This is a genomic window from Paenibacillus sp. FSL M8-0228, assembly GCF_038007385.1.
Classification (GTDB): Bacteria; Bacillota; Bacilli; order Paenibacillales; family Paenibacillaceae; genus Paenibacillus; species Paenibacillus polymyxa_D.
The window spans coordinates 2,383,495-2,406,937 of the sequence record NZ_JBBOXA010000001.1 but is presented as its reverse complement, the minus strand read 5'-3'; the positions used below and the strand labels follow the sequence as shown (position 1 = coordinate 2,406,937).

23 protein-coding genes and 1 pseudogene are annotated in these 23,443 nt (G+C 46.6%); 1 reads left to right on the top strand and 23 read right to left on the bottom strand.

Annotation, left to right across the window (positions count from 1 at the left end; genetic code table 11):
• Positions 1-217 precede the first annotated feature (217 nt).
• The 19 genes and pseudogenes from rpsN to MKY98_RS11230 all read right to left on the bottom strand — a co-directional run bounded on the left by rpsN (position 218) and on the right by MKY98_RS11230 (position 18,492).
• Positions 218-487: a 30S ribosomal protein S14 gene (gene rpsN / locus MKY98_RS11320; RefSeq protein WP_029519131.1), complete on the bottom strand. Its 270-nt coding sequence runs from the start codon at positions 485-487 to the stop codon at positions 218-220.
• Positions 488-753: 266 nt separating this feature from the next.
• Positions 754-1,722 carry an ABC transporter ATP-binding protein gene (locus MKY98_RS11315; RefSeq protein WP_069010207.1) on the bottom strand — a complete coding sequence of 323 codons (969 nt, stop codon included), beginning with the start codon at positions 1,720-1,722 and terminating at the stop codon, positions 754-756.
• Positions 1,715-2,698: an ABC transporter ATP-binding protein gene (locus MKY98_RS11310; protein ID WP_069010208.1), complete on the bottom strand. Its 984-nt coding sequence runs from the start codon at positions 2,696-2,698 to the stop codon at positions 1,715-1,717. The genes MKY98_RS11315 and MKY98_RS11310 overlap by 8 nt, the downstream gene beginning before the upstream one ends.
• A 13-nt stretch (positions 2,699-2,711) precedes the next feature.
• Entirely contained in the window at positions 2,712-3,638 is a 927-nt protein-coding gene (gene opp4C, locus MKY98_RS11305) for an oligopeptide ABC transporter permease (RefSeq protein ID WP_029519128.1), read from the bottom strand.
• Positions 3,639-3,653: 15 nt separating this feature from the next.
• A complete protein-coding gene (locus MKY98_RS11300) occupies positions 3,654-4,607 on the bottom strand; it encodes an ABC transporter permease (protein WP_029519127.1) in 954 nt (317 codons plus the stop codon).
• Positions 4,608-4,714: 107 nt separating this feature from the next.
• Entirely contained in the window at positions 4,715-6,439 is a 1,725-nt protein-coding gene (locus MKY98_RS11295; protein ID WP_049817073.1) for an ABC transporter substrate-binding protein, read from the bottom strand.
• Between the two features lie 197 nt (positions 6,440-6,636).
• Positions 6,637-7,572 (bottom strand): ArsR family transcriptional regulator, encoded by a 936-nt coding sequence (locus MKY98_RS11290; protein ID WP_069010209.1) that lies wholly within the window; start codon positions 7,570-7,572, stop codon positions 6,637-6,639.
• A gap of 249 nt (positions 7,573-7,821) precedes the next feature.
• The gene (locus MKY98_RS11285; RefSeq protein ID WP_069010210.1) at positions 7,822-9,228 is read right to left on the bottom strand and encodes a discoidin domain-containing protein; all 1,407 of its coding nucleotides are present in this window, start codon (positions 9,226-9,228) and stop codon (positions 7,822-7,824) included.
• Between the two features lie 371 nt (positions 9,229-9,599).
• Positions 9,600-9,743 (bottom strand): annotated as a pseudogene (locus MKY98_RS11280) (dockerin); the annotation flags it as partial.
• Positions 9,743-10,900 carry an amidohydrolase gene (locus MKY98_RS11275; RefSeq protein ID WP_069010211.1) on the bottom strand — a complete coding sequence of 386 codons (1,158 nt, stop codon included), beginning with the start codon at positions 10,898-10,900 and terminating at the stop codon, positions 9,743-9,745. The pseudogene MKY98_RS11280 and the gene MKY98_RS11275, both read right to left, overlap by 1 nt.
• Before the next feature lie 56 nt (positions 10,901-10,956).
• Positions 10,957-11,973, bottom strand: a complete 1,017-nt coding sequence (locus MKY98_RS11270) for an LLM class flavin-dependent oxidoreductase (RefSeq protein ID WP_069010212.1) — start codon at positions 11,971-11,973, stop codon at positions 10,957-10,959.
• A 9-nt stretch (positions 11,974-11,982) separates the two neighbouring features.
• Positions 11,983-12,735, bottom strand: coding sequence for an amino acid ABC transporter ATP-binding protein (locus MKY98_RS11265; RefSeq protein WP_025722945.1), 753 nt, complete (start codon positions 12,733-12,735; stop codon positions 11,983-11,985).
• Positions 12,732-13,442: an amino acid ABC transporter permease gene (locus tag MKY98_RS11260; RefSeq protein ID WP_069010213.1), complete on the bottom strand. Its 711-nt coding sequence runs from the start codon at positions 13,440-13,442 to the stop codon at positions 12,732-12,734. Before MKY98_RS11260 ends, MKY98_RS11265 begins: the two co-directional genes overlap by 4 nt.
• Positions 13,439-14,218 (bottom strand): amino acid ABC transporter permease, encoded by a 780-nt coding sequence (locus MKY98_RS11255; RefSeq protein ID WP_069010214.1) that lies wholly within the window; start codon positions 14,216-14,218, stop codon positions 13,439-13,441. Before MKY98_RS11255 ends, MKY98_RS11260 begins: the two co-directional genes overlap by 4 nt.
• Positions 14,219-14,294: 76 nt before the next feature.
• The gene (locus tag MKY98_RS11250; RefSeq protein ID WP_029519118.1) at positions 14,295-15,146 is read right to left on the bottom strand and encodes a transporter substrate-binding domain-containing protein; all 852 of its coding nucleotides are present in this window, start codon (positions 15,144-15,146) and stop codon (positions 14,295-14,297) included.
• 160 nt (positions 15,147-15,306) lie between these two features.
• Positions 15,307-16,197 (bottom strand): LysR family transcriptional regulator, encoded by an 891-nt coding sequence (locus MKY98_RS11245; protein WP_029519117.1) that lies wholly within the window; start codon positions 16,195-16,197, stop codon positions 15,307-15,309.
• A gap of 107 nt (positions 16,198-16,304) precedes the next feature.
• Positions 16,305-16,835, bottom strand: a complete 531-nt coding sequence (gene ssuE, locus MKY98_RS11240) for an NADPH-dependent FMN reductase (RefSeq protein WP_069010215.1) — start codon at positions 16,833-16,835, stop codon at positions 16,305-16,307.
• Between the two features lie 17 nt (positions 16,836-16,852).
• Entirely contained in the window at positions 16,853-18,193 is a 1,341-nt protein-coding gene (locus tag MKY98_RS11235) for an LLM class flavin-dependent oxidoreductase (protein ID WP_069010216.1), read from the bottom strand.
• Positions 18,194-18,222: 29 nt separating this feature from the next.
• A complete protein-coding gene (locus MKY98_RS11230; protein WP_029519113.1) occupies positions 18,223-18,492 on the bottom strand; it encodes a glutaredoxin family protein in 270 nt (89 codons plus the stop codon).
• 272 nt (positions 18,493-18,764) lie between these two features.
• Here MKY98_RS11230 and MKY98_RS11225 point away from each other — a divergent pair, with 272 nt between their 5' ends.
• Positions 18,765-19,634, top strand: coding sequence for a DUF421 domain-containing protein (locus MKY98_RS11225; protein WP_069010217.1), 870 nt, complete (start codon positions 18,765-18,767; stop codon positions 19,632-19,634).
• Between the two features lie 87 nt (positions 19,635-19,721).
• Here the strand turns inward: MKY98_RS11225 and MKY98_RS11220 are convergent, their stop codons facing one another.
• The 4 genes from MKY98_RS11220 to MKY98_RS11205 form a co-directional block, all read right to left on the bottom strand.
• Positions 19,722-20,846 carry a sensor histidine kinase gene (locus MKY98_RS11220; protein ID WP_029519110.1) on the bottom strand — a complete coding sequence of 375 codons (1,125 nt, stop codon included), beginning with the start codon at positions 20,844-20,846 and terminating at the stop codon, positions 19,722-19,724.
• A complete protein-coding gene (locus tag MKY98_RS11215) occupies positions 20,843-21,517 on the bottom strand; it encodes a response regulator transcription factor (RefSeq protein WP_029519109.1) in 675 nt (224 codons plus the stop codon). Before MKY98_RS11215 ends, MKY98_RS11220 begins: the two co-directional genes overlap by 4 nt.
• Before the next feature lie 61 nt (positions 21,518-21,578).
• Positions 21,579-22,394 (bottom strand): ABC transporter permease, encoded by an 816-nt coding sequence (locus tag MKY98_RS11210; protein WP_029519108.1) that lies wholly within the window; start codon positions 22,392-22,394, stop codon positions 21,579-21,581.
• The gene (locus tag MKY98_RS11205) at positions 22,391-23,410 is read right to left on the bottom strand and encodes an ATP-binding cassette domain-containing protein (RefSeq protein WP_069010218.1); all 1,020 of its coding nucleotides are present in this window, start codon (positions 23,408-23,410) and stop codon (positions 22,391-22,393) included. The genes MKY98_RS11210 and MKY98_RS11205 overlap by 4 nt, the downstream gene beginning before the upstream one ends.
• Positions 23,411-23,443: the final 33 nt, after the last annotated feature.

The following is a 23,443-nucleotide window of genomic DNA, read 5'->3' as shown; positions in this document are numbered from 1 at the left end:
TTATATCATCGTTTGTTATGTATTATTTTTAACCCGTCCATATTCTACCTAACCAGCTGAGGAGAATCAATACAAACGATAATATTTTCCATGGAAAAGGAATGCCCCATGTCACCCTACGACATGAAGCATTCCCGTTACAGCCTTCTATCAGACATACCCTCAAGTTAACAACACAGATAATCTACATGCGCTGGCGATCAACATAAGTGCCTGTTTACCAGCTTGATTTCGTAATGCCTGGAATTTGGCCTTGATGTGCCAACTCGCGGAACGCTATACGAGACAGCTTGAATTTGCGCAAGTATCCTCTGGGTCTTCCTGTCAGCTCACAACGGCTTTTCAGGCGTGTTGGAGATGAGTCACGCGGAAGCTTTTGCAAAGCTTCGTAGTCCCCTTTTGCTTTCAATTCACGTCTCAGGTCCGCATATTTAGCTACAATTTCCTGGCGTTTCTTCTCTTTTACGACTTTTGACTTCTTGGCCATGTAAAGCTCCTCCTTGTGTTATATGCCAATCATGAAGGTTCACCATCACTACCACGAGATTGATGAACACGGATATGAACATGATTTCACACCATAAATAGTAATAATTACGATTACTATTTAATATAACGCTGCTCCAAGCGTGTTGTCAACCCAAGCGGTTTGAATCACAACAACATTAAAAAGCCGTTGAAACAGTAGACCCCTTTCACTCTTGTGATCGGTCTGCCGTTTCAACGGCTTTAAAATTTGTTGACTAGCTCTGTTCATTCAGCCAAATGGCAAGCTACCCAGTGATCTGGACGTGCCTCACGATAGAGTGGAATCTCTTTAGAACAACGCCCGATGGCAAAGGGGCAGCGAGTATGGAATTTGCAGCCCGAAGGCGGATTAACCGGACTAGGAATATCCCCCTTGAGCAAAATTCGTTCTCTTTTCAACTTCGGCACCGGAATAGGCACAGCCGACAGCAACGCCTTCGTATACGGATGCAGCGGATTGCCGAATAACTCGTCACGCGAAGCTGTTTCGACCATAGAGCCTAGATACATCACGCCAATACGGGAACACAAATGTTCCACCACGCTCAAATCATGCGAGATGAACAAATATGTCAAACCCCGTTCGGCCTGCAATTTGGCGAATAGGTTAATAATCTGCGCCTGTATGGACACATCCAGCGCTGATACCGGCTCATCAGCGATAATTAGATCCGGCTGAAGCGCCAACGCTCGGGCAATGCCGATCCGTTGACGTTGACCTCCCGAAAATTCATGGGGGAAACGGTCGATATGATATTCGGACAATCCACATAGCTTGAGCACGTCCAGCACAATCTGCCGGACCTCCTCTTTGGTAGCTATACCGTGATCCAGTAGCGCCTCACCAATGGCATCACCAATCCGTACACGGGGATTCAGCGAGCTATACGGGTCTTGAAAGATCAGCTGAATTTTAGGACGAAGCTCCTGCATCGCTTTGGCAGACAAGCTGTGCAGATCCACCCCTTTGTATTTTACGGTACCGTCCGTTTTATCCGTCAATCTAACAATCGTGCGGCCCACCGTGCTTTTACCGCTCCCCGATTCCCCTACCAACCCGAAGGTTTCACCCTGACGGATTGTAAAGCTGATATCGTCTACCGCCCGCACATGTCCTGAAGTACGGTTCATAAACCCGGACTTCACGGGAAAGTATGTTTTTAAGCGGTCTATTTCCAACAATGGCTCAGCCATGAACAACCGCCTCCTCATATAGCCAGCAGGATGCTTTCTGCTGAGCTGAAACTTCTTTTAATGTAGGCTCTTTTATACGGCAAATGTCCATGCAATACCCACAGCGGTCGTGAAAATAACAGGAAGTCGTCAGCTCCAGCGGATTAGGTACCTGCCCGGGGATGGAATACAGTTCCTCTTGGCGCTGATTAAGCACCGGTTTGGACTTTAGTAACCCCTGTGTATAAGGATGCTTGGGATGATTGAACAGCTGTACCACCTCGCCTTCCTCGACGATCTTGCCTGCATACATCACTATGACGTAATCAGCCATTTCGGCGACAACACCCAGATCATGAGTGATTAGCATGAGCGACATATTGGATTGGGCTTTAAATTCACGCAGCATATCGAGAATCTGCGCCTGAATCGTTACATCCAGCGCCGTGGTTGGCTCATCCGCGATAAGCAGCTTGGGACTGCAAGAAACAGCAATGGCAATCATAATGCGCTGCAGCATTCCTCCGCTCAGTTCATGCGGATAGCTTTTTAAAATCTGCTCCGGCCGGGATATACCGACCTGTTCGATCAGCTCCAGTGCTCGCTTACGAGCTTCCTTACGGCCTATTTTCAAATGCTCAATCAGTGGTTCGGATAGCTGTTCACCAATGGTCATGACTGGATTCAATGAAGACATCGGCTCCTGAAAGATCATGGATATTTCATGCCCGCGAATCGTGCGCATCTCATTTCTGCTAAGCTCTAGCAGATCGGTTTCCTCAAAACGGATGCTTCCGCCTGCCACTTTACCACCAGGACTCTGGATGAGACCCATGATCGACATCGCGGTAATACTTTTGCCGCAGCCCGATTCACCGACAATGCATACCGTTTCCCCCGGCTTCACACGGAAGCTGATATCATCCACCGCTTTAACCGTTCCTTCTTCTGTATAAAAATGAGTGCTTAAATGTTCAATGGAAAGTAAATTGTCCATGGTGTATGATCACCTACCTCTTATGTTTCGGGTCAAGTACATCCCGCAGCCCGTCACCAAAAATATTAATAGCGATGACTGTAGCAAAAATAGACAGTCCTGGCGGTATCCACAACCACGGTCGTTGCTGAAAATCCAGCACATTGTTAGCGGCATCAATCATATTGCCCCAAGTTGGTGTCGTGGGTAGCACGCCAAGGCCAAAGAAGCTGAGTACAGATTCACTCAAGATAGCTCCGCCAATATTCAATGTAGCGATAACGATCAACAACGGTAAAATATTCGGCAGCAGATGCTTGAACAGCTTTCGACGATTCGAGAGTCCCAGTACCGTCGCGGCTTGCATAAATTCACGTTCCCGCAAACTAAGCATCTGGCCCCTCACCATCCGTGCAATCCCCGGCCAGTTGACCAGACTAAGCATCAGCATGACAATATACATCCGTTGATCGGGTGGAACCTTCCAATCAGATAGCAGCGCGCCCATAATAAATAGCAGGGGCAAACTGGGAATTGTCAGCAGCAAATCAGCAACGCGCATAATAATCTGATCTGCAATCCCGCGAAAATATGCGGATATGACCCCCAGCGTAGCCCCCAAAAAGACTGACAATACCATGGAAGCCAAACCCACGGTAAGAGAAATTTGACCTGCCTGCATCACACGTGTCAGCACATCCCGTCCCAGCTTGTCTGTTCCTAACCAGTGATGGATATTTGGCGCCTTGTTCATCATTAATATATTTGTTTTATTATCGGAATAAGGAGAAAATAGCGGGCCGATAAAACAGAGCAAAAACATAAATACCACGACGAGCAGACCAGCCATAGCAAGCTTGTTTCTGAACAGCTGCCGGAGCGCTTGCTGCCACATTGAAGATTTAACAGTTGCTTGCAGTCTGCCGTTGCTCTTGCTCAAATTACTGCTCACGGATGACATTCCTTAGCCCCCTTCTTACACTTTCACACGCGGGTCCGCGATGCGATACAAAATATCGGACAACAGTGTCCCGATCACGCTCAATATGGCAATTAGCATCGTAAAGCCCATAAGTAGCGGATAATCCCGGAGCGAAAAGGATTGCATGTACAACTGACCGATCCCCGGCCAATTAAAAATCTTTTCAATAATCAGGGACCCGCCAAACAGCGCAGGTAATTCGAAGCCAACGAGCGTAATGGCAGGCAGTAATGCATTTCTCAATGCGTGCGTAAAAAGTACCTTTCTTTCCTTTAAGCCCTTTGCACGGGCTGTGCGTATATAATCCTGCTGGATCACGTCGATCATATTGCTACGGAAGTAGCGGGTCAACGACCCCAGTCCCAGCAGCGTCATAACGATCACTGGCAAGGTCATATGCTGGAGAACCTCCTTCACATACTCCATACCTGTAGCGTTACTGCCCGTATTGAGCATGCCACCGGGTGGCAACCACTTCAGGTCAACCGCTGCGATTTTAATCAGATACAGTCCGATAAAAAAAGAGGGCACAGACATGGCAGCGAAAATCATTACCATTACCAAAGTATCAAACCATGAATACTGCTTATAAGCAGCAACCACACCAATAATGACCGCGATAAACCAGGTCAGGAAGGTCGATATAACGGCCAGCAAAAACGAGTTCCAGATATATTCATTAAATAAGGTCAGCACCGGCTTCTGCTGGGCAAGCGAATAGCCAAAATTGCCATGCAGCGCATTGCCTAGCCAATTTCCATAGCGTTCAAGAATAGGCTTATTTAGGCCGTAAATTTCCCTCAGCTCCGCCTTTCTCTCTGGCGACAGCTTCAGATTGCCGCTAATGAAATCTCCCGGTGTCATGGCATACAGGAAAAAAATCATCATCGATGCGGCCAACAAAATAATAACCATATACGTCAGTCTTTTCGTTAAAAACGAGCTCATGACAGACTCCTTTCAATTCAAGGTCAGGCTACTCATTACGTTTCCCCCATTTGGGAGGCCCCTTGATCCGAACCTGATGTTCTTCACAAGGGGCCCGCAAATGTGGCTTATTTAAGGGACCATTCGAACAGATTACCAGACAAGCCAATGAACGGACTGACCTTTACATGTTCCATCCGACCATTGTAGGCATACACCGTCTTCTTATAGTTGGTAAAAATAACGGGCAGTTCATCGTTTAGCAGCACATATAATTCTTTATATATTTTCTTGCGTTCTTCCATATTCGTCGTAGACAAGCCTTTTTCATATAGCTCTTTTACCTTTGGATTGTTATATCCCTTGACTTCTCCATTAACGAATTGCTCGATTCCATCCGATGGATCTGTCAGCATGCCTGTCGAGAAGGCGGCGAGATCATAATCTTTACCTTCTACTTTGGCTACCATTGCATTAAAGTCTGCAAAGATTTCCGGCTGAAGGTCAACACCAATCGCTTTGTAATTTTCAGCCGCAAGCGCAATAAAGGTGTCTGTTTCTGGACGTTTAGAGGTCAGCAGGTGAATGGTCAGCTTCTGTCCGTTTTTCTCACGGATACCGTCACTACCTTCCACCCAACCCGCTTCATCCAGCAACTTTTTCGCTTGCTCCGGGTCGTAGTTGTATGGATTGATTCCTTCGGTCGTGTAAGACCAGAATATTGGGGAAGCTGGAATGTTTGCGACTGCCCCTGCTCCCTGAGCTGCGTCGACATAAATACTTTTCCGATCTAGTCCATAGGTCAATGCTTGACGAACCTTTTTATCCTTAAGCTTTTCATTTTCTAGATTTACTTGCAAATATCCGTAAGTGCTAGGGGTATACGGCAAAATGTTTAAAAAGCCAAGCCCTTTCAGTTTGTCAATATTTTCCTGAGTTGCGGTGAAGGATGCAAAGTCGGTATCGCCCGTTTCAATAAACTGCCAAGCATCGCCTTCTGCTGTTTTGTAAATGAAATGCTGTGTTTTCGGCTTGCCTTTGAAAAAGTGATCATTCGCCTCCAGACGAACTTCTTGCCCCGGAATAAATTTTTCCAGCTTATAAGCCCCATTCCCCAGAGGACTACTATGTAGATTCTTAAAATAATCCAGCTGTCCAAACTTATAATCCTTGCCGTAGTAGGCTTTGGACAGTACATATTCACCCAGAATCGGCAGAGCCAACGCGTTAGGTTTTTCCAACGTCGCAGAAATGGTCTGCGCATCAATTACCTTGATTCCTGCAATTTGTTTTGCCTTGCCTTCCGTATAGGCGTTGCCGCCTTTAATGTTCAGCTTTCGGATTTGACTGTCGCCAGGATAGGCTTTGTCATAGATCAACGTCCAAGTAAAAGCGACATCTTCTGCTGTCAAAGGGGAGCCATCACTGAATTTAGTACCGGGAACCAGATGAAATGTATACGTTAGATTATCTTTAGAAATATCCCAGCTCTTAGCCAGATTGGGCAGCGGAAGCCCCTTCTCGTCTACTGTGACCAGCGGAGTCCACAATTGCGAAATCACGTTGCCGTCATAGCCGCTTTGGTTAAAATACGGAGTAAACACCCCGGCTGGGTCAGTCAGACCCACAATAATCGTGTCGCTTCTCTTTTTGGACACTTCCGGCAATTTGGACATATCAGAGGCCTTTACCAAACTTGTTAATGGCTGCGTTGTAGTAGCTGTCTGTGTGTCCCCATTATTTTGGGCAGTAGCATTGTTGGAGCTGTCCGGTCCACCGTTAGAGCAAGCCGCCAGCAAAATAGAGCTCGCCAGAAGTAGACTGCTAAGTAAAATAATACTCTTTTTCAACATAATCCCCCCGAGTTAAATTATTAAATTCCGATAGAACAAGTTGTGATTAAGAAGATAAACCTCATTATAGGAATTTATTGGGGTTCTGTAAAGGGAGAACTACATTTTTTATGTAAAAAAAGACGTCAACTCATCTGGATTCCAAATGATCGACGTCTATTTGTTTAAAGTGTTAAAGTCTGACGGGTGCGTGCAGCCTAATTTCGCTCCATATAGCCAAAAATGCTCCGATGCATTTCATCCACAGCCGAAAGCCGTGCGCTATATCCGAGTAATGTTTCTCCATCAAAATGTGCATGAATGAAGCCGGAGGCCCGGAGCTTAAAAATATGGTCGTGCGTGATTCCCTTGGACAGCTTGAGATGACGGACAATCTCAATAAAGGTTCGTGGAGACTGGCTTTGATACAAATATTTTAAAATCCTAAGCCTGCTCTTCTCCCCCAAGCTTCGGATCATTCGATATTCCTGTGGGGATAAAAAATCGTCCTCCTGAACATAAATTCCTGCCGAGTAATGGCACAACAGGAGCGACCCAAATCGATAAATAATATTTATCGGCTGAAAATGGTATTGAGGCACCAGCAACACGCGCGTCAGTCCTTCGGAAGGCTCGAACAGGAAGCCATTAGTGGTACGATCCACCCACTCCATAGAGCTATATATGCCCTTCTCCTTATTTCTTCGTTCAGCTTCTTGTTCCAGACCGCTTAGAATACTTATATCCACATGGCGAAAATACTCTTCGTCCCAGCCAGATAGCAGTTGCAAAGCAAGTTTGCGAAGCTTCTCCATGTCGTCAGGCAGCGGGATTCCATAGGCTGATGCCTGTTCATTTAATTCCTGTACAGTCCGGTTCTCCAGACGGTCTACGACCTCTTCAACCTTCCCCTGATCAGAAAGCATACAGACGAGTCCATAAAAGATCTTCCAATCTGCATTGATTTCCATGGACTCCAGCAATTCGGACAAACCTGGAGACAGCGTTCCACGCACTTGCTCCGCCCACCCGGCTGATAAATCGGTCTTCTTGTACGCCTTGCGGCAAATAAAGGTGTGTAAGCTGCTGAGCAACTCAAACACCGGTCCATATGCTACATGTACATCGTAAGGAGCATTCACGTCATGACTCATCGCTTTCTGTCCTCTTTTCTTTCATGTCTGATGTCCATTATACATACTATCGTACACCCGTTCATTCTTAGTGTCCCTTTCTACGAGAGTTTAGCAAAACACAGATACAAATATGAACGTAATAAGCATCATAATCAAAGCGCAAAAAAAGCCTGATCTCATCAGACCCTAACTGTTCAGCTATGAATTAGAAAAGGTTGTCTCCCACAAATATCGCAGGAGACAACCTTTGGACAAATAATATGATGTTTAAAGTTTGTTAGCTGCTACTTTCCACTCTAATATTCCTGTGGATGCTGAACCTTTGGATACCATTTCAATTCTTAATTTCGTTGTTTTTACAGGCGTAAAAGTAGTCGTATTATACTGGTCTGCCGAAGTACCCAATCCATTAGCCTGCTTGACATTAGACCAGCTGCGACCATTCCAATACTTAATCTTGTAAGACTTAGGAACATCAATGCCAGCGCCATCTTGGAACCAATAGACATCCGTTTGAGACACCGTATACTCTTGATCAAAATCATATTGAACCCATTGTGTACCTGTCTCAGGCCAGTTACCATACACGGCATGACTTCGATCATTAGAATTAGCAGGTTCAAATCCATCGTTTAGCGCGCTTACATTTTCCCAAGATGAAGTATAGGAGCTGCTAGCCGTTGCCGCAGGTGCTATGTTCACGATTTTATCAGGATCTGTTTCAATTGGGCCATCGTCGTCTTTAGCCGTGATTGGGAAACGGGAAGTATCTTTTTTGAGCTGACTCCAGGTATAACGCAGCATCCAGATATCCCAGTCGGTGATATGATCGGAATTACCGGCCCACATAATGGTGTTCGTTGGGAATCCACCTGGTGGACGCTCATGTTCTTCATAAAAATCGTTTAATCCAAATCCATGCCCAATTTCATGTTCAGTAATCTCAATCTCATCCGAATTCACCGTACTCAGAACGTATTCATCATTCATACGCTGTCCCCAGTCGCCGCCGGCTCCCCCGTCAAAATTTTCTGTGGCCCAGAGATACATATCAAAGCGTTTATCCAATCCACCCGGATAAGAATAGTTTGGGTCCGAAAAATGCTCAAATCGGGATATTTCATTAGGCGCAACGGGAAGTGCAGCGGGAATTTCCGGTTTTTCAGAAGCTAGTGTATCTAGAATGGTATCCGTATAAATGACCTCGTCAGGCTGCTTGTCTAGGAGCAGTGAAGGATCGGCAACAGCCCAGCCTACCACTTTTACTTTAATATTCTTATAAGGCCAGCCGTCATATCCTTGAAGATGATCTGTCCAATGGTTCATCTGCCGATCTATCATTTTAGCAATATCTTGGCGTTGCTTCAGTGTAACGGGCTTAGAAGATTGCCAGCGTATAACATAATTAAGAGTCCCTTTTCCCGCAAAAATTTGATCAAAAATCGTATTTTTACGAGCCGTCGAGCCTTCGGTCAGCATTCTATTCTTCCAAACCCATTCCACCGATGATTTGAGATAAGCTGGCATATCAGCCAATGTCGAATCACTCGTTGCCGCAACCACAGAATTCCGGTTTAGATGAGAATCCGCTGATACAAAACTAGCGTTTCCCATCAGTAATAAACTAGCAATGACTACTGAAAAAGAAGCCATCATTCCTTTTCTGTTCAACATGTATGTACCTCCATATCCATTTGTATTATTGCAGTAGTTTTCCTGAAACGATGATCTCTATCAGCTCTCTTTTCGTGTTTGCGAACTAATCTAGGAGATCAAGAGTACACTATCAATCCTCCTTGTCGTTTTTTGTAAATAATCACAAATCATATTATCACTGGATTATTGCATCGTCAATATTTTCCTTAATGATTTAAATTAGGATTTTTAATCGTATTTTGGGACATATACTTACTCTTTGGCATGCACAAAACTGGTATTTTATAAAATGAAAAAACCGTTTATTCACTGAATCAATTCCATCACAGAATTTGATTTTGGAATAAACGGCTCTATTTATAAGCTTTTTCACACTACTCTAGCATTTTTTAGCGGGTAGGAAAACGAGTAGTATCCTTCTTGACTTGGCTCCAGGTATAACGCAACATCCAGGTATCCCACTCTGTTATTTTGGGAGAAGTTCCGGCCCACATAATAGTTGGCACAGGAAAACCACCCCTAGGCTCATGCTCTACTTTATGGATTTCAATGCCGATTCAGCCAGTGAAGCCAGTAGCTTCGCTGTTCCCGGCAACGCACGTTCGTCCAAATCAAAGGCAGGATGATGCCATTCCTGGCTTCCCGCAGTGCCGACAAAGACAAATACACCTGGGATGTTCTTCTGATAAAACCCAAAATCTTCGCTCGCCGAGGATGGTATGGGACGAACGACATCCAGACCGACCGCTTCCGCCGCCTCTTCCGCGATGGCGGCCAACTTACCGTCATTCAGCACAGGTGGCGGACCCTCGATCCAGCGGATGGTTGCTTTCGTGCCGAAAGCATCGGCAACACCTTTTACGACCTGCTCGAACCGTTCAGTCACCTGAGCGCGAATATTCTCGTCAAATGTGCGAATTGTTCCGTCCAAATGGGCGCGGTCTGGAATGATGTTCCAGGCATTGCCACTATGCAGCTTCGTGACGCTAATGACCGCGCTATCCAGCGGATTAATGCTCCGACTCACAATGGATTGCAGCGCCGTAATGATATGTGACGATACCACGATGGGGTCAATCCCTGCATGCGGCACTGCAGCATGTGTGCTCAGACCCTCCACCTCGATGTAAAAACCATCCGCCGCTGCCATTAGCGAACCTTCTTTGATGCCGACCGTGCCTACGGGCAGGTCCGGCTTGTTATGCAGGCCAAATATGGCCTGCACCCCTTCCAACGCACCGCTGTCCAACACTTGGACAGCGCCTTTAGCCTTTTCCTCAGCTGGCTGGAACACCAGTCGAACCGTGCCTTTCAGCTCCTGCTCTCGCTGCTTCAGCAGTATGGCTGCTCCCAACAAGGACGCGGTATGAAAATCATGCCCACAGGCATGCATCTTGCCCGGATGCACCGAAGCATAAGGCAATCCCGTTTCCTCCTGAATAGGCAACGCATCAATGTCTGCACGAAGCGCGACAGTTGGTCCCTCCTGCCGTCCACCGATTTCCGCCACTAATCCGGTACGCAGCGGCACATCCAAAATCGTTATGTTCTGTTCTTCCAGCAGACCACGGATAAAGGCGGTAGTTTCAACCTCCTCGTTAGATAGCTCGGGATTTCGATGAAGATGGCGGCGAATGTCCACCAGCTTCTGCTCCAAAACCTGCTCCTTCGTCCCGGTTGATCCACTCATCCCTATTCCTCCTTCGTGAACGCAAAATAGTTACAATTCTCTCAGACCAACAACATCTAGGACTGCACAGGCAATCCGGCAAAAGCTTCATACAACAACTCGAACGAGCGCACGCGCTTGTGTATATCCCTTATTCCTGTCGTAACGATCAGCTCATCGACCTGATACTTCGCTTGAATTTCCGTCAGCGCAGCATAGATTTCGTCTTTATTCCCTTTGTTAATTTGCGCTTGTGTAGCTTCTATTGTATATTCTTCACCCGATTGCTTGCCAAACTCTTCTGCACTTTCCAGCGTACCCACCGTAGCCGTCTTGCCACTGGCCAGATGAATTTTGTACAGCTTGTGCTCACCTGCTAACTCTGCAGCTTCCTCGGAAGTGTCCGCTACGATGACAGAAAGCGCAAAAAGAGCTTTCGGCTCACGTCCATAACTATAATCGAAAGACTCCCGATACGTACGGAATGAATCCAATGCAACCTGCTCATTACTATTGATAAATTGCGAGAAAACGTAGGGCAACCCCAAGCGCGCAGCAATTCCAGCACTGTCTATACTTGTACCCAAAACATAAATATCCGCTGGTGTTTCTGGAATCGGATTCGCCTGTAACCCGGCTAACGGTCCTTCTTCAGACGGAATATTGTGAATATAGCGGCTTACTTCATCAATTTTTTCTTCGAGAGAAGGCGCGTCATGAACGTTTCGCTGTAACGCCTGTGTGGATTTCGGCAGCCCGCCCGGCGCTCGTCCGATTCCCAAATCTACGCGACCCGGTGCAAGAGAGGACAGTACATTAAAGTTTTCAGCTACTTTATAAGGGCTATAATGCTGAAGCATCACTCCACCAGAACCGACTTTAATACGCTCAGTGCGTGCCAGCAAATGGGAAATGAGTACCTCTGGCGAAGAGCCCGCAACCTGCTCGGAATCGTGATGCTCTGATACCCAGAAGCGCGTAAACCCCAATTCCTCTACACGCTGTGCTAGCTTAATCGTATTACGAAGGGCCTGCGCTGCTGTTTCCCCCTCGTGTATAGGGCTTTGATCCAATACTCCGATTTTGATACCCATGTCTCCCGTCTAAATTGAATAGTTATATTCCGGTGTAATCCGTTTCAGGAATTGTTTGGTACGTTCCTCTTTGGGGTGGTTAAAAATGTCGTCCGGTGTACCTTCCTCGATAATATGACCGCCATCCATAAATACCACATGATTTGAAACATCACGCGCAAAGCCCATTTCATGTGTAACGACAATCATCGTAATGCCTTCCTTCGCAATCTTGCGGATCACCGACAGCACCTCACCCACCAATTCAGGGTCCAGCGCCGAAGTCGGCTCATCGAACAAAATCACTTCCGGGTTCAGCGCCAAAGCACGCGCTATGCCGACACGCTGCTGCTGCCCGCCGGATAGCTGGCTTGGATAATGATTCAGCTTTTCACCCAGACCGACCTTTTCCAGCACTTCAATGCTAATTTTTTTCGCTTCCTCCTGCTTGACCTTACGGACTACGACAAGTCCCTCCATGACATTTTCCAGTGCTGTTTTATGCTTGAACAAATTGTATTGCTGAAAAACCATGGCCGTCTTTTGACGTAGAGCCAAAACATCCTTCTTCGCAGGTCGCTTGCAGTTCACTGTAAAATCGCCAATGCTCACTTCCCCATCATTCGGCTTTTCCAGATAATTAATGCAGCGCAGCAGAGTCGTTTTACCTGAACCGCTCGGGCCTAAAATAACGACGACCTCGCCTTTGTTCACGGTCAAATCAATGCCTTTGAGCACTTCATGTTTGCCGAACGACTTCGTTATATTTTGCAGACGGATCATGATGCTCGACCTCCATTAAACACATTGATTTTTTTCTCCAGCAAGCCGGATATTCGTTCAATCAATACCGTCAAGCCCCAAAATAGCAGTGCAGCTGCGATATATACCTCTAAATATTTCCAGTTGGTAGATGCCAGAATTTCAGCCTGTGCCTGGATTTCTGTGACCGAAACCGTGAAGGCCAAGGTAGAGCCATGAAGCATCCCAATAACGGAATTCGTCAGATTTGGCAAACTCACCACGAACGCCTGCGGAAATACAATCCGTCTCAGTACTTGCCACGTCGTCATACCGACAGCATAAGCTGCCTCGATTTGTCCCTTGTTGACCGATTGAATTCCAGAACGGACGACCTCAGACATATACGCGCCACTGGTAATGGAAAACGAAATGAGTGCAAATACCATATACGGAACATCTTTGGATTGCAGTGGCCAGCCGAAATGCTTTGCTCCTGCATCAATTAACAAGGGCAAACTGAAATAAATAAGCAGCAAATGCATCAGCATCGGTGTGCCTCGGATAAAAGTAACGTAACCGTGAGAGATTTGCGACAGCACAGGAACGTTATAAATTCGTGCCAACGCCGTTATAATCCCGATGATCAACCCTGCCAGTACGGAAACCACTGTAATGATTAAAGTGTTGGGCAGCGCAGAAAACAATCCTAAAAAGGCGGTGTATACAAATCCAAAGTCCAGACTCATATGCCTTTACCTCCTTTACTCAGACGGGGACTTCTCAAGTAGCGCACCACAAAACTTTTTCGTTCTTCGGGTTCTTTCTGCACTGCATCCCGATGCTCATGCCGGAGAAGCGTATTTTCCAGCATCTTGAACAATTTTTGTAAAATCAGACTGATCACCAGATAGATAAGGGATAACGCGATATAGGTTTCAACAAAATGCTGGGTAGCCGACCCTAATGTCTGTGATTTCCCTGTCATCTCCATCGCTCCGATTGTAAATGCCAGCGAAGTATCCTTCAGATTGCCAATCACCAGATTGGAAAATACCGGAATCACCACAGCCAGCGCTTGCGGCATTATGATACGTGTGAAGGTCTGATAGCCTGACATGCCGACGGACTGCGCAGCCTCGATTTGTCCTCGATCTACTGCCTCTACCCCTGACCTGATAATTTCGGAAATAAAGGCTCCACTATTGAGCGCGTAGGTCGCTACAGCAAACCACAGCACATCCCATCTGGAGGAATTGATATCTACCAGCTTTAGTAGCTCTGGCAGGCCGTAATACACCAGAAACAATTGGATTAGAATAGGTGTTCCGCGAAAAAAGGAAACATACACCTGAGAAACACGTTTGAGAAATGGAATGTTATACATGCGAGGCAGCGCAACCAACAGACCAATGATAAGCCCCAATACAAGCGAGCTTGCTACAATAAACAAGGTGATGTGTAAGTAAGACAGCATTTTCGGGATAAAGCTAAAAACATAGTCAATATTGAACTCTCTGCTCATATGCCTGCCTCCTTTCTATACATCAGCGGTCAGAATACATAGAGTACCCTGACCGCTGAAATGTCCAAGTCTATCCTTACTTTTTACTGCTGTTACCTTCCTTTTTCACATCTTCCAGAGACTTCGTGAAATCCTCTCCAAGCCATTTAATGCTCAGCTTCGACAGCGTACCGTCGTCCTTCACTTCCTGAATGGCTTTGTCCAGGTCATCCGCCAATCCTTGCTCATTTTTATTCAGTACATACAGTACATCCGATTGAGTCAAAGGATCACCCACGGTTTTCAGAGCTACTTCTCCTTTTTCATCGGTGTTAAAACGGTTCGCAAAGTCTGTCGTAACGGTAGCATCTATACGGCCACTCGTAATTTGTTGCACCGTATCATTGGCCGCACCACTCGTATAAACGATATTCAGGGCATCTCCATGGTTTTTGTTATATTCTTTTAGCACATACGCCGCATTACTGGTTGGGCTGGTAAGTACCTTTTTCCCTTTCAAATCATCAATGGAATGAATGGTATTGTTATCCTTCGCTACAGCGACTCTGTTCAGAAAAATGCTATATGGATTTTTGTTGAACAGATACTTGGCTTCACGCTCCGGGTTTTTTTCCATTTGATGCGATACCAGATCAATCTTGCCGGCATCGAGACTTAGCAGCAAATTTCCAAAGTCCATCGTTTTGAATTCAAATTCGTATTGAGGTAGGCGCTTGTCCAGCTCCTTGATCAGTTCCACATCAAAACCTGTTAAATTTCCGTTTTCGTCAATAAAGCATACATTTTTGAATTGAGTACCTGTGCCTACGATAATTTTTTTCACGTCTCCGCTTGAACCTGACGCACTGGACGCGTTATCTGAGGAACCGCAGCCTGCCAACACCAGGATGATTGCCATAACAGACAATATTGCAAACCACTTTTTCATATGAACCCCCCTCATCTCTTTGTATATCAGCAGTTTGCGACATACATGGTAGCTATAACATTCTATCATACATAATTCCTATAAGTTTAATCGGTTTTAGGATGTGATTAATTTAACACCTGGATACCTATACGTCAATCCACCAAGCTATAGAACTTTTCTATAACAAAACAGCACTCCGGAAACCTTCTGTCAGTGCATCTGCAAAATCTGAGGTTACTGCACAGTCTTCTTTGGTCGCAATTATGCTAATCTGCATCGACACCCTAGCTATCTCTGGAACATGGATACGGAACAGTTTCTGATCTTTTACTTCACGGTTCACACAGACATCTGGCAAGAAGGCAATACCCGCTTCTTCCAATACCAGCTTTTTGGCCGTGACCACATTGTCTACCTGAAAAGCAATGTCTGGTGGCTGCTCCAGTGATTCAAAAGCGCGATGAATTCTCATCCAATCTAGTGATCCGCATTCAAAAAACACCAGTGTTTCACGTTGAATATCCTGTATGCTGGCCTTTCCTGTCTTCATAAACGGATGGCCGTCGTATACATACAGGGAAATCGGATCTTCATAAAAAGCAAGCGTACGGATAGCCGGATGCATCACTTTACGGACAAAACTAATGTCTACCTCACGGTTCAACAGTTTATGTACCAGTTGATCCGTCGTTGCCGTCACAATTTTGTAGTTAACCTCTGGATAACGGGCACGAAGCTGCTTTAATATCTCTGGAATAATGTAGTTCGACACCGATATCGTGCAGCCAATTCGAATTTGTTGAGGGGCTTTCTTACGCTGTTGGAGCTTTTGCTTCCCTTTTTGCAGCACCTGAAGCATCTGCTCCGCATAAGGAAGAAACTTTCGTCCATACTCCGTCAGAACCGTTTGCTTGCTTTGACGGTCGAACAGCTTACATTCTAGCTCGCGCTCTAGCGTCTGAATCCGGGCTGTAACAGAGGGCTGGGACAAGAACAAGGCTTCTGCCGCCTTATTAAAGCTCCCATAATGATTCACGTATACAAAGGCTTCCATATTCTCGATATTCATACGCAAGTCCCCCAGTAAGTTTTATATACATTTATCAAATAAGTTAACTTGGTTTTTTGTATCATAAAACTCACTGAACGACCTGTCAATGGAAATATTGAAAATATCTATAATTTTAATAGCTCATTTAGTTCTTTAACAGAACGTTCCAACCGTGCAACCAATTCTTCGGACAACCCGTATGCTCCATCTGGCAGACGCTCGACCCACTGATCCACTGCATACACCCCGCCAAGAATATGTCTTCCGCCCAGTGCATTAATAACCGGCTTCAACGCATAGTCAATGACCAGCAGGTGAGCCAGTGTACCTCCGATAAATAAAGGCAAGACAGGTTTCCCTCTTAGCCCCTCCTGCGGAACCAAATCCAGGAATATTTTCAATAGTCCTGAATAGGACGCCTTATAGACTGGAGAAGCCACAATAACGGCATCCGCTGCTGCAATCAGCGCAAGTGATGCTGTGATGTCGGGGCTGTTAAAGTTAGCTGTGACTAGATCCTCCGCTGGCAAGTCGACCACATTCAGTAATGTGACCTCCGCTCCAGCCTGCTGCAACTGCTCCGTTGTATAGTGAATCAAGCCGTATAAACGGGATTGTGTAGACGGACTGCCTGATAGGATGACAACCTTGGACATATTTTTTCCTCCTTCTGTTATGCGTCAACCTTCACTTTGGATCTGGCCGCTGTGTAGCGGTTCTCAGGTATAGGCACGCCCAAGTTTTCACGCAGTGTGCTAAATTCATAATCCTGACGGTACACACCGCGTTCCTGCAAAATAGGCACAACCAGATTTATGAAGTCATGCAGACCCGATGGTACATCAGAACCAATAATGAATCCGTCTGCTCCTTTTCTATCAAACCACTCCTGCACTCGATCCGCCACCTGCTCAGCGGTTCCGATAAAAGAGGTTCTCGGTGTAGCTGAACGCAACGCAACCTCGCGTAAGGTCAAGTTTTGTTCCTTGGCTACTCGTTTGATTTTATCTGTACCGCTGCGGAACGCATTGCTGCCAATACCATCAAGCTCAGGGAATGGCTCATCCAGCAGATATTGTGAGAAATCATGATGATCGAAGAAACGTCCCAAATATTTTAGCGCAGCCTCAATCGTCACCAGATTAGTGATCTCTTCATACTTACGTTCCGCTTCCTCCGTTGTATTGCCAATAATCGGCGATATGCCCGGCAAAATGACAATATCCTCTTCGGATCTACCATAGCGTACCGCACGTTCTTTCACATCACGATAAAACTGCTGCGCTTCCTCTAACGTTTCATGTCCTGTAAATACAGCATCCGCTTCCTTAGCGGCCAGGTTTTTGCCATCCTCGGAGGAACCTGCCTGGAAAATAACCGGCTGTCCCTGCTTGGATCGTCCAATGTTCAGCGGACCCTGCACAGAGAAAAACTCACCTTTATGGTTCAATGTATGCAGCTTTTCAGGATCAAAAAATACTCCAGCTTCCTTATCACGAACGAACGCATCCGCTTCCCACGAGTCCCACAGTCCTTTCGTAACCTGTAAATATTCCTCTGCAATTTTATAGCGCTGCGGATGCGACGGGTGCTCGCCTTTGCTAAAGTTAAGGGCAGAGCCTTCCAGCGGGGAAGTCACCACATTCCAGCCTGCACGACCTCCGCTAATATGATCAATGGAAGAAAACTGGCGTGCTACCGTGAACGGTTCGCTATAGGAAGTCGACAATGTGCCAACCAGTCCGATATGCTTCGTCACTCCAGCCAAAGCAGACAAAATCGTAATTGGCTCAAAACGGTTCAGAAAGTGAGGAATGGATTTTTCGTTAATGAACAGGCCATCTGCGATAAATACGAGGTCGAACTTTCCTTCCTCTGCCTTTTGCGCCTGCGTTTTATAAAATTCAAAGTTAACACTCGCGTCCGCAGGTACTTCAGGGTGACGCCAAGTCGTCATGCTTCCCCCAACGCCGTGAATAATCGCACCAAATTTAATTTGTTTATTCTTAGCCATAACTCTTCCACCTCTCTTGAACATGATTGTTATACCACTTGATTGTAACTTTCCAGCACTTTACCCAACTCTTCCAGATCCGGGTTGAGCAGGGCTTCATATTTGTTATCCCCGCCTACTTCGACGACAGGAACATAACGAACACCATATTTGGTTTCCAGCACGTCACGCAGCGCATCATTTCCGTCCACTTGGATATTTTCATACGGCTGATTTTGGGATTCCAGGTACGATTTGATCTCTCCACAAAAATGACAGCCGGTTTTGCTCCACAATACAACTTTAGGTTTGGACGACATATACATACCTCCGTGAGCTTAATGTTTATAATTCCGATGAATTAAATAAGGATTATATTTATAATGTATCCTGCCGACCCTTTTCCGTCAATCGCTTGTGTAATAGACATTGCTAATTCAACGATAGAAAATTTTAATCTTATATCGTATTTAATCGGTTTATTGGTAGCTCAGTTATTTAAATTTAGGGGAATTGGAGTTTAAATGTGCCTTGACGCGGATATCCTTGGAATAGTAGCGCCCTTGTGGCGAAATGAAATGGGGTTGAGTAAATGCAGGATTGGGCCGAGGTTGCTATACGCACATTAATGGCTGTCGCTATATTATTTTTAATCACCAAAATTCTTGGAAAACGTCAGGTATCCCAGCTTTCCTTGTTCGAATATATAACAGGAATCACGATAGGTAACCTGGCTGCTACCATTCCTATGGAGCGTGAATCCACCTGGTATCTAGGCCTCATAGCCTTGTCAGTATGGGTACTGACAACACTTGGCATTGAATATTTGCAAATTAAAAGCAAGAAAATCAGAGATATAACAGATGGAAGGACAACAATCCTGATCAAAGACGGCAAAATTTTAGAGGATAATCTGAGAAAGGAACGGCTCACCCTGGATGAACTCATGGAGCAGCTACGAAGCAAGAATGTATTCAAAGTATCTGATGTAGAATTTGCTCTCATGGAAACCAGTGGCGAAGTCAATGTGCTGTTAACCAAAGACAAGCAGCCTGTGACGCTTAAAGATTTGAATATGTTTCAGCTACCGGAGAAGGAACCCACAGCAGTCATTATGGATGGACAACTTATGGAGCAACAAATGGCATATATGGGGATTACTCAACAATGGCTGGATGCCAAGCTAAAGGAAAAGAGCCTGACGGTCAAAGATGTGTTTTTCGCGCAGGTGGACACGCAAGGGGAGCTATATATTGACCCATACAGTGATAATGTACAGATGTCCAAGGCACAGGATTCGAATCAAGCTGTGCTGACGCTGCTGCAGCAATGTACAACCGAGCTGCAAAAACTGGCTACGAATTCCAGCGAACAGCAAAGGAAACAGTTGTATGAGCTATGCTCACACAACTTGAAGGAAGCTATCCAGGAAATGCAGCCGGTAAATTCATCTAAGTCCTGAGCACATACGCATATGCCATAAGAGTATAAGCATGGGAGTTAAAAAGGAGCGTCCTTCAGCCGCTTATGGCTTTGAAGACGCTCCTTTTTATATTACTGTGCCGGTGTACATTTCACAGTTGTTGCTGCCTTTCATTCCTTGCCGGCGCAGCGGCAGCATAACCGTAAATACCGTTCCTTCTCCCACCTTGCTGGATACAGAGATAGAGCCGGTATGCATCTCTGTTATTTTATAAGCAATGGACAGTCCCAAGCCGCTGCCTCCTGCAGTTCGGGCCCGTGACTGGTCTGCTTTATAAAACCGTTCAAAAATGCGTTGCTGATCCTGTTCGTTGATGCCCTGTCCCGTGTCCGCAATGCGGATAACCGCCTGTTCACCGTTACTTGAAAGAGAAACAGATATGCTTCCACCCTGTGGTGTAAATTTAATGGCGTTGTGAAGGAGATTTACCCAAACCTGGCCCATCAGATCCTCGTCCGCGTTGATCTCAACGATATCCACCTCAACAGTCATCTCGATTTTTTTAGCCTCCCATTGCGGTTCGCAGGCGAGAATAAGCGAAATCAGCTGCTTGTCCAGCCGATAAAGGGACGGACGAAACGGATGCCGCTCCGAATCCAGAATCGCCAGCTTCATGAGATTATCGCTTAGCTTGGATAGACGAATACACTCCGTCTCGATGATCGTCAAATACCGGTCTCGCTGCTCACGATCCAGATTCTCGTCCTTGAGCGCCTTGGCGAATCCGATTATCGAGGTCAGCGGTGAGCCGATTTCATGGGATACGTTTGAAATAAACTCCTCCCGCAGCTTTTCCATAGCCTTCAGATTTGCAGCCATATCATTGATACTGTCCACCAACTGTACATAAGGATGCGGCCTCCGATGTTTTCCGTTCCTCCCGCCGAGATCCCAATCCAGATTAATGTGAAAGTCTCCTTGCGAAATACGTTTTAAAGCATCGATCATTTCGGTAAAAGCGTGCTGTTCTCTAGGCTGGAAGAAGCGCCTTACCGTCATACTGATAATACCGAAGAAGAAAAAGCCTAGCGTCGTATTCATAAGAAAGACGAACAAACCATGGGGAGCCCATGACATGTGCGAATAGATCGCCTCCATAATAAAGAACGCGGCAGTCCAGCTGAGATACAGCACCAATAACACCAGCATGAGTCTCGCAAGGATATGGAGGAATCCCGGTTCTCGTTTCATTGCCTTACCTCCAGCCGATAACCCAATCCTCGGATCGTACTGATCCGGAAGGAGTGGCTTGCCTCCAGAAACCGTTCCCGAAGGCGTTTGATATGGACATCAACCGTTCTTTCGTCTCCCTCATAATCATAACCCCAGATCTGTTCGATCAACTGGTCGCGGGTAAAGGTTTTGCCAGGATAGCTGGCCAGCTTGAAGAGCAGCTCAAATTCCTTGCGCGGCAGGGTAAACTCCTCTTGCCCAGCCCGGCATTCAAATGTATCACTGCGCAGGACAAGATCTCCGACAGTCACTGATTTGGAAGCCATGATACGATAGCGTTTTAATAAAGCCTTCACGCGTGCAACAAGCACCATGGGGTCGAATGGCTTGACAAGATAGTCGTCCGTTCCGAGCGCGAAACCTTTCACGATCTGTGACGTCTCGCCTTTAGCTGTAAGCATAAGCAGCGGCAGGTCGGTTTGCTCTCTCAGCTTACGACACAACTCCCAACCATCCATTCCCGGCATCATGATATCAAGAACAAGTAAATCGACCTTGATTTGATCAAAAATGCGCATCGCGTCCAATCCATCCACCGCCTCGACTACCTCCAGACCTTCCATCCTCAAAAAGTGTCCGACCAGTTCGCGAATATGCGGATCATCATCAACGACCAATACACGCGCCATTTCAATCCCCCCTAACTAGTTCTGCCTTAAATCTCTCATCCTCGTCAAGAAGACTGCCATCTTATGCTTTACGCATATATGCACGCACCGTAAGCGGCGCGAAGATCGCCACAATGACTGTAGCGCCAAGCAGGGAGATCGCCAGTTCCCCGCCAATCGTTCCCGTATTCGCAAGCTCCCTGACTGCGTTCACAAGATGTGAAATCGGGTTAACGTTCACAAACCACTGTAGCCAACCAGGCATTGTGTCCACAGGCACAAATGCGTTGGAAACAAAAGTGAGCGGAAACAGAACAATCATGGAGATGCCCTGTACACTGGAAGCAGTGCGGGCAATCACGCCAAAGAAGGCGAAAATCCAGCTGACTGCCCAGGAACACACGATGACCAAAAGCGCGGCGATAGCAACACTCAGCAGCCCTCCCTCTGGCCGATACCCCAAAATATACCCCATGGCGAAGGTAAGTACAGTCGCAATAGTATACCGGATACTGTCAGCCAGCAGAGCTCCAGCCAAAGGCGCAATACGTGCGATTGGGAGTGACTTGAACCTGTCGAACACTCCTTTGTCCATATCCTCACGTAGTTGGACGCCGGTAACGACGGAGGTCGAGATCACAGTCTGCACGAGGATGCCTGGAATAATAACCGGCAAATAATGCTGCACGTCTCCTGAGATGGCGCCACCAAAGATATAGGTAAACATAAGTGTGAAAATGATCGGCTGGAGCGTGACATCAAACAATTGCTCGGGAGTATGCCGGATCTTCAGAATGCCCCGGTAGGCCATCGTCATGGAATTGAAGAACGCCTGTCTGAAACTCACAGACTTCTTCAAAGTGCGATCAAAACCTGTCATAACCGTAGTGCTCTTCATGCTCTCGCCCCCTCCCCAGCATGCGCTCCTTGGGACGTCTGCTGCTCGTTTACTTGTGCCCCATGACCAGTGATGGACAAAAACACCTCGTCAAGCGTCGGCTTTTGCACACTCATTTCTGCTAGACGAATCTCTCCAGTACGGAGGGCAATCAGCAGGTCCGTTACCCGATCTGCATTGGCCATCGGAGAAATAATCTTTCCAACTTCCACTGACACGCTGGACTTGACTGAAAGCACCTGTTCAACGATCTGAACAGCTCTCTCAATGTCCTGTTGATTTTGCACTTTGAGTTGCAGAGTCGACGCCCCCACTGCCGCTTTCAGTTCATCCACCGTACCCTCAGCGACTACCCGGCCATGATCGATCACCGCGATTCGGTCAGCAAGTTGATCCGCCTCGTCGAGGTACTGGGTAGTGAGCAGTACGGTGGAACCGGTCTTGACCAGACGCCGGATCGTGTCCCACATCTGGACACGCGTGCGCGGGTCTAGTCCGGTAGTCGGCTCATCCAGGAAGATCAGCGGCGGCTTAGCGATGAGACTGGCGGCCAAGTCCAGTCGGCGGCGCATGCCTCCCGAAAAATTTTTTAACGATCGCTTGGCTGCTTCGGCCAAGCCAAATTCCTCCAACAGCTCCGCTGCCTTATGACGCGCCTCGGCACGTCCCAGTCCAAGCAGTCTAGAGAAGATGATCAAGTTCTCAGTAGCGCTAAGCGACTCATCGACCGATGCGTATTGGCCTGTTACCCCGATCAATTGACGCACAACCTGCGGCTCCTTTACTACATCGTGCCCGAAGATACGCGCTGATCCACCATCAGGTCGCAATAACGTTGACAGCATTCGGATGGTAGTCGTCTTACCTGCTCCATTAGGGCCGAGCACACCGTAGATCGTGCCAGCATGGACATTCAAATCGACACCGTCAACCGCATGCTTATCACCAAAAGTTTTAACGAGTCCCCTTGCTTCAATGGCCAAGGTCTCTTTTTTGTCTGTATAATCCACATTCATATCCTCCCTATACGGTTTCTATAGCGAGGATAA